The 12647-nt window shown below is 33.6% G+C and carries 10 protein-coding genes; 6 read left to right on the forward strand and 4 right to left on the reverse strand.

Going from position 1 to position 12647, the window contains the following annotated elements; genetic code table 11:
- Positions 1-49: 49 nt before the first annotated feature.
- Positions 50-2167, reverse strand: a complete 2118-nt coding sequence (locus CLV00_RS04660) for a glycoside hydrolase family 97 protein (RefSeq protein ID WP_099714038.1) — start codon at positions 2165-2167, stop codon at positions 50-52.
- A 314-nt stretch (positions 2168-2481) separates the two neighbouring features.
- A complete protein-coding gene (locus tag CLV00_RS04665) occupies positions 2482-4116 on the reverse strand; it encodes a DUF6377 domain-containing protein (protein WP_143394879.1) in 1635 nt (544 codons plus the stop codon).
- A 326-nt stretch (positions 4117-4442) separates the two neighbouring features.
- Here CLV00_RS04665 and hflX point away from each other — a divergent pair, with 326 nt between their 5' ends.
- The 3 genes from hflX to CLV00_RS04680 all read left to right on the forward strand — a co-directional run bounded on the left by hflX (position 4443) and on the right by CLV00_RS04680 (position 7471).
- Positions 4443-5693: a GTPase HflX gene (hflX, locus tag CLV00_RS04670; RefSeq protein ID WP_099714040.1), complete on the forward strand. Its 1251-nt coding sequence runs from the start codon at positions 4443-4445 to the stop codon at positions 5691-5693.
- A gap of 365 nt (positions 5694-6058) precedes the next feature.
- Complete coding sequence (locus CLV00_RS04675) at positions 6059-6622, forward strand: TIR domain-containing protein (RefSeq protein WP_099714041.1); 564 nt, start codon at positions 6059-6061, stop codon at positions 6620-6622.
- A gap of 6 nt (positions 6623-6628) precedes the next feature.
- Positions 6629-7471 carry a macro domain-containing protein gene (locus CLV00_RS04680; RefSeq protein WP_099714042.1) on the forward strand — a complete coding sequence of 281 codons (843 nt, stop codon included), beginning with the start codon at positions 6629-6631 and terminating at the stop codon, positions 7469-7471.
- Between the two features lie 136 nt (positions 7472-7607).
- On the opposite strand, the gene CLV00_RS04685 is transcribed toward CLV00_RS04680, so the two are convergent.
- Positions 7608-8609 (reverse strand): transposase, encoded by a 1002-nt coding sequence (locus CLV00_RS04685; protein ID WP_099714043.1) that lies wholly within the window; start codon positions 8607-8609, stop codon positions 7608-7610.
- Positions 8610-8940: 331 nt separating this feature from the next.
- Between CLV00_RS04685 and CLV00_RS04690 the strand changes: the two genes are divergently transcribed.
- From CLV00_RS04690 to CLV00_RS04700, 3 genes are all read left to right on the forward strand, one after another.
- The gene (locus CLV00_RS04690) at positions 8941-9840 is read left to right on the forward strand and encodes a S9 family peptidase (protein WP_099716235.1); all 900 of its coding nucleotides are present in this window, start codon (positions 8941-8943) and stop codon (positions 9838-9840) included.
- Positions 9841-10162: 322 nt separating this feature from the next.
- The gene (locus tag CLV00_RS04695; RefSeq protein ID WP_099714044.1) at positions 10163-10786 is read left to right on the forward strand and encodes a hypothetical protein; all 624 of its coding nucleotides are present in this window, start codon (positions 10163-10165) and stop codon (positions 10784-10786) included.
- 88 nt (positions 10787-10874) lie between these two features.
- Complete coding sequence (locus CLV00_RS04700) at positions 10875-11894, forward strand: hypothetical protein (protein WP_099714045.1); 1020 nt, start codon at positions 10875-10877, stop codon at positions 11892-11894.
- A 150-nt stretch (positions 11895-12044) separates the two neighbouring features.
- Here CLV00_RS04700 and CLV00_RS04705 read toward each other — a convergent pair whose 3' ends face one another.
- Complete coding sequence (locus tag CLV00_RS04705; protein ID WP_099714046.1) at positions 12045-12590, reverse strand: nuclear transport factor 2 family protein; 546 nt, start codon at positions 12588-12590, stop codon at positions 12045-12047.
- Between the last annotated feature and the right edge of the window lie 57 nt (positions 12591-12647).

Here is a 12647-nt window from a genome sequence, read left to right on the forward strand (position 1 = left end):
TGATAAAATCAAGAAAGGCTGTCTATTTGGACAGCCTTTTCTTAGTTATTTACTTTTTGATTTCAACTATGCTAATGGCATAACCTCCTCCCGGAACACTCAGCTGTGCCAGTTTGGATTTGTTAGTCACTGTCATTTTGCGAATCGTATAGGCTTGCGGATTGGTTTTATAATGTGCATCCTTGGCATCAGCATAAATCGTGGCTACATATTTTTTTCCTTTTTCCAAGAAATCAAATTTGATTGTTGAGGTACGAGAATTGTCTCCGTTTACATTACCAATAAACCAGTTATTCGTCACTTTTGCTTTACGCGCAACGGTAACATATTGACCAGGTTCTGCTTCAAGGTATTTGCTGTCAGACCAATCTACTGCTACATCTTTGATGAACTGAAAAGCATCCGGAAAGCGATCATAGTTCTCCGTTAAATCAGCAGCCATTTGTAACGGGCTGTACATCGTTACATACAATGCCAGTTGATTCGCAATTGTGCTGTTCACATGAGAATTATTATCAGGATTCAATTTGCTTAAATCCATTTCAAAAATACCCGGCGTGTAATCCATCGGTCCACCTACTAAACGTGTAAAAGGCAATACCGTTACGTGATTTGGTTTAGAACCTCCAAAAGCTTGATATTCTGTTCCTCTTGCTGCTTCGTTACCAATTAAATTCGGATACGTTCTGGAAATTCCTGTTGGACGAACCGCCTCGTGCGCATTCAGCATAATTTTATAATCAGCAGCTTTTTCTAAAGCATATTGATAATGATTGACAATCCATTGGCTGTAGTGGTTTTCACCTCTTGGCATAATATCTCCTACATAACCACTTTTCACGGCATCATAACCATTGTCTTTCATAAACTGATACGCTTTGTCCATGTGACGTTCGTAGTTACGCACAGAACCCGAAGTTTCATGGTGCATAATCATTTTTACGCCTTTTGATTTAGCATATTCATGCAATCCTTTGACATCAAAATCAGGATAAGGAGTCAGAAAATCAAAAACATAATCTTTGGAGTGACCAAACCAGTCTTCCCAGCCTTCATTCCAGCCTTCGACCAAAACGGCATCAAAACCGTGTTTAGCTGCAAAATCAATGTATTTTTTCACATTAGTGTTATTTGCACCATGTTTTCCATTAGGCTTCGCTTTTGAAAAATCAGTAACGCCAAGTTGAACTGTAGGAAATTCATCCGTGTACGCCCATGAGCTTTTTCCAGTAATCATTTCCCACCAAACACCTACATATTTAACCGGTTTTATCCATGAAGTATCTTCAATTTTACACGGGTCATTCAAGTTTAAGGTCATTTTTGAAGCCAAAATTTCTCTTGCATCATCACTGACAATTATGGTACGCCAAGGCGAATGATTTGGAGCCTGCATATATCCTTTGTCTCCTTTTGCATCTGGTGTCAACCAAGATTCGAATACCATGGTTGTATCATCCAGATTCAAATGCATGCAGGAATAATTAATTAATGCCGCTTCATGCAAATTGATATACAATCCATCCACTGTTTTTAGCATTAGCGAAGTCTGAACTCCTGTTGTAGAGAATGACTTTTGAGAAACATTTGCAGTAGTTGCTTTTTCTGATAACCCTCTAATTTCTGATAATTTTGAGGTAGTATAATCGTATTCTTGGGTATCATAATCACCCGGAATCCAAAACGCAGTATGATCGCCAGTCATTGCAAACTGGGTTCTTTCTTCTTTGATTACAAAATAAGTAAGGTTTTTTTGCGAAGGGAATTCATAGCGAAATCCTAAACCATCGTCAAATAAACGAAAGCGTATAAGAATTTTTCTATCAGTTTCTTTTTGATTTAAGGTTACTGCGAGTTCGTTATAATGATTGCGGATTGAGGCTACTTCTCCCCAAACGGGTTGCCAGTTTTCATCAAAAGTTGTCGCTTTCGAGTCAACAACCGTAAAGTCATTTAACAACGATTTTTTATCATTTTTTAACTCAAGACCCAATTTACTTGGTTTTACAACTGCTTTATTTTTGTAATTTAAACTGTAACTTGGAGTTCCATCATTTTGTAATGTAAACTCCATTACAAATTTTCCATTTGGTGATTTTAACTGCTGCGATTTTGCAGGGCTAAAAAACGCGAGCCACATTAGGGCTGTGAAAAGAAATTGCTTCATTTTTTAAATAGAATTTGATAAATTAATTTTTCAGGTTTGGTAATAGAGTGTGATAAACATGATTTTCACGAAATCGATTTATTGAAAAACCCAAAGTTTTCCAGATTTCGAGGAAGTAAAAGTAAACGCTTTACACGCTACATATTTTTATCATTCTAAAAAAGTAGATTGTGTTTCTCTTTTTTATATGCAAGATACTGAATAACTGTGTATTGTGTAAATTTATCGTTTAAAAAAAGTGGTGAATTTATAATAAAAAAGAGGTGTTCGAGATTGTTTTAATCCCGAACACCTCCTTTAAAAACAGAATTTTTCTATTTTAAATTGGTTCCAATCCGCATTACTTTAGCTTCAAAATCTTCTCGTGGACCTGCTGCTTTATTTTTGAGTTGTGAGCGGTAATTGTAAATTGTAGATACCGAGTACCGAAGAAAAGTCGAAATTTTTGCGCTGTCCTTGATGCCCAAACGGATGAGTGCAAAGATTCTTAGTTCCGTATTCAGCAGTTCGCCTTCCTTCAATTGTGTTGCTTCGTCATCAAGCAACAAAGCCCTGAATTCCGGTATGAAGTTAGGGAAGAGTTGCAAGAATGTTTTGTCGAAATTAGTATAGAATTCCTTAAGCTCATTTTCGACAAATTGTTTCGATTTTACGGCACTGATGAGGTCGTTCATTTTTCCTGTCGTTGCCATGACATTCAGTTTTCGGCGGTATTCGTCTAACTTGCCTAAATAATCGGAACACTGATCCATGTAACGACCAATGTATATTTCTTTCAGAAGATTGGCTTCGGTCAGCGTATAATTGGTCTCATTCAATTTTTCATTGAAAGTATTTAATTCGGTATTCAGTTCCGAAAGCTTGCCGTTAGCCAAACTTAAATCCTGCTTTGCTTTAGACAATTTTTTCATTTGCTTAAAAAGTAAAAAAAGCACCGTCAATAAGAACACGGATAATATACTGGCACTTATCAAAAACAGAATTAACTGAAATCGATTGGTTTCATTTTGTTTTTGATACGCTTCGTTGATAATGGGCAGCATCTTGGATATTTCATAGGTTCGTAAGCGCGCATTACAAAAAAGGGCGTCTTCCAGCGAGCGTTTTATGTAGGTATAAGCGCGGTCGATATCTCCGCTTTCATACATTAGAAAAGCCAACGAACGCAACGAAATATATTCTTTTTTGGCCAATTGCAAATCAGAAATAGCAGAAATAGTCAGCCATTTTTTCTCCTGTTCAAGGTCTTTTTTTTGGCGATATGCCTGCGAAATAATATAGGCAATCACCGCTCGATCATCACTGTTCTGAGCAATATTCGGAAAATAGTTCAGCAACAAAGCCAGTGTTTCATCGTGTTTTCCGGCATCAAGAAGCGTGCTGGACTTCGCCATAATATAAGCACTGGATTGCGGTTTGTAGCAATTTAAGGAGGAATCACGGTACTTTTTGGTCAGTACAATATACTTTTCTTTTTCCTGAAGCGAAGCCGCATAATCTGACATATACCCATAAACGACACTGTTTACCGTAAAATAATAACCTTTTAGTTCGGGCGAAGTAGTGATGTTGATTTGATTAAGAATATCGGTTGCTTCCTTGTACATCCCTAATGTTCCCATGATGGAAGCTAGATTTAATCGGGCGTGATTTAGCTTTCGGACATCATTTAGTTTTTCGGCGATTTGAAAACTTTTTCGGGCGTAAATCAACGCAGAATCCGACTGGTACGATTTATATTCCGCATACAACTTTCCATAGATGTCGTATTTTTGAATATCGGCAGAAGTGTAGGAAAGCAGTTCCTTGAGTTTGTTTATCTCGCCTTCTTTTTTATTGGAATAAACAGCATAATCAGCTACCGTTTGATCCAATTCCTCCAATAATTCCTCAGAATTATTTTGGGCAAAAAGAAAAACGGGAAGCAAGAATGCAATGAGAAATGTCAAAAAGCGATTCATTCAAATGGGATTATATTGGTGTAAAAATAATTAAAAATCCACTGGAACTCCTAAAGTCGTTCGTGCAAAAGCAACAGTTTTCAAAATAACCGCAAATTCGCTGATTTCTGTTGTATAAATTTTCTAGCCATGAATTACCCAAATTTTGACTAATTTTTTTAAAAAAGTAAAGATTAAACCGTGGCAAAAGTTTTCTTTGGTCTTATTTCCGTCTCGACCCCAAAACTATCATTATTCACGGCTTCTAATTTTTTATAAACCCAGAACTCAATAAGTCCCTGACAAATCATTAAATTTGTAGCTTATTCAAAGACATGTTAGAAAAAGAAGTAATAAATTTCGAAAAAACGGCTATTGTTGGTATTGTAACTCAAAACCAAAGTGAAGAGAAACTTAACGAATATCTTGACGAATTGGAGTTTTTGACTTTTACCGCAGGTGGAGAAGTGGTGAAACGTTTTTCGCAAAAAATGGAACGCCCTAATCCCAAGACTTTTGTTGGAACGGGAAAAATTGAAGAGATTCATCTTTTTGTAAAAGAGAATGATATCTCAACTTTGGTATTTGATGATGAATTATCGCCTTCACAGCAAAAAAATATATCTAAAATCATTACGGAATGTAAAATTCTGGACAGAACGCACCTTATTCTGGATATTTTTGCACAACGTGCCGAAACTTCGTATGCAAGAACGCAAGTAGAATTAGCACAATGCCAATATTTACTACCAAGACTTTCTGGAATGTGGACACACTTGGAACGTCAAAAAGGGGGAATTGGAATGCGTGGACCAGGGGAAACGGAGATTGAAACCGACAGACGTATTGTTCGTGACCGAATTGCCTTATTGAAAGAAAAAATAAAAACCATCGACAAGCAAATGGGCGTGCAACGCGGGAATCGTGGCGCTATGGTACGTGTGGCTTTGGTGGGATATACAAATGTGGGGAAATCGACTTTGATGAATGCCGTAGGGAAAAGTGATGTTTTTGTAGAGAACAAACTTTTTGCAACTTTGGATACGACCGTTCGAAAAGTAGTGATTAAAAACCTGCCTTTCTTGCTTTCAGATACCGTAGGATTTATCAGGAAATTGCCAACGCAACTGGTTGATTCTTTCAAAAGTACGCTGGATGAGGTTCGCGAAGCTGATTTGTTATTGCACGTAGTCGATATTTCGCATCCTGAATTTGAAGATCATATTGCATCCGTAAACCAAACGTTATTGGACATTAAGGCTAATGACAAACCCGTTATTATGGTTTTCAATAAAATCGATGCGTATAAGCATTTGACTATTGATGAAGATGATTTAATGACCGAAAAAACGCCAAGACATTACACGTTGGAAGAATGGAAATCGACTTGGATGAGTCGAGTAGGAGAGCAAAATGCGTTGTTTATTTCGGCTACCAACAAAGAAAATTTCGAGGAATTCAGAGAACGCGTTTACGAAGCCGTACGACACATTCACATCACCCGTTTTCCGTACAATAAGTTTTTATATCCGGATTATAAAGACGCAGTGGAAAAAGAAGACAAAGACGACGAAGAAAACGAATAATTTCTCTAAAACATAAAATAGACAATCCCTTTTGATATCCTCAAGAGGGATTTTTTTTGGGCATGTCCCAGCTTCCTATGCGTTACAGCTGCGTCAGGATCCCGAGGCTTCGGGACTACATAAAAGGATTTTCACTGCTATCCATCATGTGAGCTCTGGTGGTATTAATTCCTTTTCTGTTATTCATTGTCGCTTTGTAAGAAAAATTAAATATATTTGAGAATAAATAAAGTATGCTTTTTGTCATACCTATCTACCTAAAATTGGGTGGCTTTGTATGATTATGTCATACATATATATAAGTTAGTGGCAAGCTTACAGCAGAACAAAACCTAAATTTAATAACCAATTAACCAAGATAAATTATGAGTAAAATTTATAATTATTGTGCATTTTATGTAAGTGAACCATTCAATGAGTCATCTCTTGGCGCTCATGCAACTAAAGATTTTTGTTATTATAATATGCTCAAAGCGTGGAAAGGATCAGATAGTTCTTTTCCATTTAACAATGCACACGATACTACTTATAATGTTCGAGATAATAGTGATTGGGAAACGACACTTAAACCCCGACTTAGAGAGAGACTTAGAAATTCTAAAAACATTGTCTTATTTCTAAGCAACGACACTTTAAATTCAAGAGCAGTAAGAGAAGAAATTGAGTATGGAGTAAATAGTCTTGGCCTACCTGTTATTGTAATATATCCTGATTTAAAAACAAAGGATGATTTACTTACTTCTGATAAAAATAACTTAAACAATGTTGTAAAAAATTTATGGAATAAATTACCAGCGTTCAAAGATTCCAAATCAAAAGTACCTGTATTACACGTTCCTATGAGTAAAGACACTATAAAAATGGCTTTAAATAATTCAGATTTTAGAATAGATTCCGGAAAAAATCCGAGTGATTATTTTTATAAATAACTAATTATGAAAGTTAACTTTTTTGACAAAGGTGTTAGAAACAAATTCTGGGTTTATTTTTCAGCAATATCTGGTGTTTTATCATTCATACTACTTTTTAATATTGTACCCGAAGAGTATAAAGAATTTTTAAAATATTTTGGTTATGCATCTTTTTTTATTTTGATAATTATATATTTAATTATTTGGCGTAGAGCTAATAAGCTTACTAATATAGATATTGATATTGATGGTAGTAATGTAAATATAAAATGTGGTGATTTATTTTCCGAAGACGGTCTTAAAACAATTGCATTTAATGAGTATTTTGACACTATAGTTGATGATAAAATAATATCTAATAAATCACTTAATGGTATTTTTATTAATAAATATTTTAGCGGGAAGATACAGGAACTTGATAATTTTATAGTAGAAAAATCAGATGAATTAGACGTGATTAATAATCAAGTTAATAGAAGATTGGGGGGTAAAACAGTACAATTTAAATTAAGTACAATTTTTGTTTATGACGAATTTATACTAACTGCATTTTCTAAATTTGATGAGCATAATAAAGCAACTCTGACAATGCCTGAATACATAGAATTTTTGATTAATTTTTGGGACAGAGTCAACCGTGTTTACGCTCAAAAAACTGTTTCCGTTCCTGTTTTCGGTTCTGGTATCACACGAATAAAAGAACACAAAAATATAAGCGATGAAGATTTACTAAAGATAATGTTATGGACATTTAAATTAAGTGAAATGAAATTTAAACATCCTGCTAAATTAACAATTGTTATTCATAAAGATAAAATTGGTCAAATTAACTTATTCGATATTAAATCAATAGAATTAGGAATGTAAAACCACTGCCTATAACACACGCTACAAGCAATTTGGGTATTAGGCTTAATTTGAAATTGGTTTTGTATTTGGGATAATTTGCTTCGCCTGTTCGCTATCGCATTCTATGATGAAAAACAAGTAAAAATTGTTAAAACTACGATGCAAATTTATACGTGTTTATATATGAAGTTTCTCTGTTAATGACAGCAAAAACCCTGCTTATAAGTTTGCATCTAATATTGTTTAAAACAAGCATAGAATTTTTTCCTTCAGCCTTTTTCTTATTGTAATATTCTTTTAATTGAGGATCATACTTCAATGTGGTCATAGCGCACATTTGCAGCAAGGATTTTATTTTTTTATCAGCCATATGATTTACTTTAGTCCTGCCTTTTATACTAGAGCCGGAGCTGCATTCAAATGGGGCAACTCCAGAATAACAGGCAAATTGTCTCCAATTTTTAAAAGCCGTAAATCCTTTTGTGGCAATGATTAAATATATGCTGGTTTGTTCCCCTATTCCAGGAATGGTTCTGATGAGTTGAGTCTGTTTGTTCAACTGAGCATTTGCTTTGATGATTTCTTTCATCTTGGTTTCTATTTTGCGGATAGCATTTCTAATGGTTTTGGTTAAACTTTGATTGATTGATGATACTTCCTTGAAAACTTCTTTACTTGCAAAACCCTTATTTTCCTTAGTTGTTTCTAAAAGCAATAATGATTTAAGCATTTTTTCTCTTTCGGTATACAGAATTTTTAGTTTTTGAATGTCTATAGCTGTCAAAGTAAAAAGTTTGAGTTTGTCAATATTTCTATAGCTGTAATAGGCAATATCTTTAGCGTCTGATTTATCGGTTTTTCCTCTTGAAATCCCCTTTGATCTTTTTATTTCAACGGCTGGGACAATCCATAAATCTAACTTTAAATCCATTGAAGCAGACGAAAGATGATTGGTATAAACCCCTGTGTTTTCACAACAAAAAAGAGTTTGATTTATGTCAATCTTCTTGCTTAGATTTTTGACAAACAGACTAATGCTTTTTATGTTGTTTTCAACAACAAAATGTTCCGATTTCAAAGAAGAAACATCAAGAATAGTGATATCTAATTTTAGTTTTGAAATATCAATACCCACATAAAATAAATAGTTTTTCATAACTTTGGATTTAGGATAAACAAAAATGTTGAACTTCTTTAGAGCCTTTATTAGACCTTGATGTCTATCATTCTATTTGAAGCAATTCAACGGGTTCAAGGAGAAGGCAGAGGACTAATGCGATAGTTAAGTCTTAAGCTTAGCTCGGGTGAAAGTTCACCTCTGCTTTCCTTTGAATAAATTTAATGTTTTTTACTCTAACACAAAGTAAAGGCTCGGGTGGCAAATCCGAAAATAAGGATTAATTTAGCCCCAAACCCGCTGTAGTACCAGGACGTTGTAGACAATGCTAACGATGACCATTCAAAACAAATTTTTATATTATACTAATATGAATATTAACTTTTTTTCTAATTCACTTCTTTGGTTATTATTAATAATTTTACCAGAAATAGTATTTTCTCAATCAACCGACTTTACCATTCAAGAGGTAAAGTTTGAAAGTCAGGGCATCACTCTTGCAGGCTCAATTTTAACACCTAAAAAAACATTGGCAGCAGTTGTAATTGTTCATGGGTCTGATCCTGTAAAAAGAGAAATGGATTTCGCTAAACGTCTTGCCAAAGAAGGTATTGCTGTATTGACATATGATAAACGTGGAGTTGGAGAATCTGGTGGTGTATATGTAGGGCCATCTGTTGGCACCAATAATATTGACACTACTAATCTTAATTTATTATCTCATGATGCAAGTGCAGCAGTAAATACATTTCGAACCTATTTGAAAGATAAAAAAACACCTGTAGGATTAGTTGGCTTCAGTCAAGCAGGATGGATAATCCCAATTGCTGCAAGTAAAAATCCACAAATTGAATTTATGGTTTTATTTAGTTGCCCTACAATTACAACCCTAGAACAACTTCGATTTCAGTTTTATACTAATGGAAACAATAATTTTTGGGAAAATCATACAGAATCAGAAGCTCGTGAACATATCAAAAATGATTCTGACAGGTATCAATTTACAGCTACTGACCCAAAAATTTTCTTGAGTACTCTTTCAATTCCAGGAATTTGGCTTTTTGGTGAGAAAGATATACAGATTCCAGTAAAGTTGTGCATGGAGCAATTAAATACATTGAAAGCTCAAGGCAAACCTTTCGAATATGCCATGTTTTCAACATTAGGACACAATACTGTTTCTGACAATATTACAGCACCTGTTGATATTTCAATTCAATGGATAAAACAGAAAGCTTTGAACATTAAGAAGTCTAAAGCATCAAAATAAAGCACTGCCTAGAATAGCACCACAACGGATTTGGGCAATTGGCTTAATGGAAAGGTGGTTTTGTATTTGGGATGATTTGCTTAGCCTATTCGCTATCGCTCGGCTGGTAATATGGCGGGTTTGGTACTTTTATCAAACATTAGTGCTAGGTTCAAAATCAGGAATTCTATTGAACTCTCTGGCTCTGGTGGTACTATTTCCTTTTATGTTATTCATTGTAATTTTGTAAGAAAAATTGAATATATTTGAAAATAAATATTGTAAGATTCTGTCAAATCTATAAACAAGTTAACTGCTATTTTTTAAAAACTTATCGTATAAAATGTCTGTAAAGAAAAGTATTTTAGAAGAAAAAAATAATAATGAATTATATTTTTATATTCAACCAGAGAGTAGATTTGTAGCTCAGGCTGTAAAATATTCATTTGATATTTTAAAAGAAAGAGGAGAAATTTTTTCTGATGAAGAAACCAATCGTGTATTAAAGTTGATTGAGGATAAAAAATTAAAAGAGAGCCAAGAAATAATTCAAGAAAACATTTGGGATAAAAACTCAGTAGAAGACAGCAATGCACTCGAATTATTTTCACAATTAAATATTTGGTGTTTTAGCATTGTTTTCGGAGTAATTTTCGGGAGTGTATTATTAGCATTGAATTTCAAAAAATTAAATAAAAACAAACTCTCAATAATAGTTATTGTCTTTGGTGTTTTTTATACAATTTTTCAAGTTTTTGCAATAAATTATCTTGATGAAATAAATTTTGAAATTAAAAATCTAACATTGATCTTTTCTGGTATTGGAGCAGCAATTCTTCACTATCTGTTTTGGGAGAGCTATATTGGAAGAGAAATTAGTTACCAAAAAAAGTCTATACTAATTCCTTCTGTTATTTGTATTTTGATTTATATTCCAATTATATATTTAATGATAATAGGAGATTAACACACAGGTGCCCGTCTGCGACGAATTCCTACTTAAATTAAGATACAAATTATAGCGTTTGCTATGTGGATACAACTTAAAGCATTATATGAAAAATACGAGTACTATAGTTTTATTATTTTTAGTTCAAATAAGTTTTGGACAGAGTCTAAACATAATAAATAATCAAGCAATTCAATTTAGTCTAAAGCAAAAAAAAGATACAATTGATTTTATATTAATTGACACAAAATTAGATGAAATAAAACCGATTTTTTTATTTTGTCAAGGTTCTTTACCATTGCCACTATTTGTAAAACCAGAAAAAGAAAAAATGTGGATGATTGGCGGTGGAATTACAAATTTTGATCTTAAAGAGATTAAAAAAAATTATCATTTAATTGTAATTTCAATGCCAAAAACACCTGTTATTGTAAATGAAAAAAACTTAAATAAATCCTATTGCTATATTCCAAATCCAAAAGAACCGAATGAATTTGATAAGGATTATGTGAAGTCGGATTATTTAGAAAATTATGAAAATAGGGCGGAAATAGTTTTAAAATTCTTGCGAAAACAAAATTGGGTAGATAATTCCAAATTAATAGTTGCAGGACATTCACAAGGTTCAAAAGTTGCAACTTTAATAGCTTTAAATAATAAACAAGTCACAAATTTGGGATTATTTGGTGCAAATCCGTTCGGTAGAATTGACCAAAATATTCGTGATTATAGAAAAAGTGCAGAAAGTAAACAAATAACTTGGGAAGAAGCTGATGAACGTATAGAGCAAACATATAAAATGTTTAAAGATTCTTACGATGAAAGAGTATTAATTGAGAATCCAAATTTATTAGCATGGAAATCATTTTCAAGACCATTAATAAATGATTGGCTGAAAATCAAAATTCCAACTTACTTAGCTTACGGAACAAATGATATTGCTTCAGATTTATGTGATTTAGTTCCATTATTTTATATTCAAAATTCAAAAACAAATTTGACTTATAAAAGATATTTAAATTTAGAACATAATTTTTTTGAAGTAAAAGAAAATGGAAGGGCAAACTATGAAAAAGAACATTGGAAAGAAGTAATGAACGAATTTATTAAATGGACATTAAAATAAATTGAAACTAGCTCTCATTTGTCCACGTTTTCGGGCGTTAGTCTGCGACAAATATCTACTTAAATAAAAACCATAAAAAACGGCACCCCTAAATGAGTGCCGTTTTTTTATGAGATACATTCGGAGTTCTGCAAACTGGGACTTAAAAATTTATTTCTTCGGTGGCATTGCTTCCATGATAGGCACTCGATCCAGATATTGGTTGACCATATCAATTTTATCCTCCGAATTAAAATGATACGTGGAATGAATCCATTGTGTCATGCTCTTGCCTCCTTTGTATTTTGCGGTGGTTTTGTACCAACTAAGAAGCCAGATGCCATCCATCGGAATGTTGCCTTTCTCGTTTACTTTGACTGGCAACCAAATTTCTTTTTCAAAAGTGATGGTTTCAATAACGTTACCTCTTCGGTCTCTCCAGTATTTTTCTATGGCTGGTTTTCCTACCAGACTGTCTCCGCTATTCCAGTAATACTTGGCATCCTCGGCAAAGCTGTCTGTCCAGGAATCCATGTCGTTTTTCGATAAATCTGCTAACATTTTTTTCCCGATATCGGAATATTTGCTATCGGCAAATTCTGTTGGAGATGTTGGTGTATCAGGTGTTTCAGAAGTTGATACTGCTTTTGGTGTAGCTTCTTTTTTGCATGCTACAAAAAGGGTCGCACACAGGACGAATAAAAGTAATTTTTTCATAAGGTGAAGTTTTAAAACAATTAGTGTTAGTTTAAAATGCTTACCATTATGTCTTAG

Origin of the sequence: Flavobacterium sp. 11 (assembly GCF_002754315.1) — a bacterium.
Lineage (GTDB): Bacteria > Bacteroidota > Bacteroidia > Flavobacteriales > Flavobacteriaceae > Flavobacterium > Flavobacterium algoritolerans.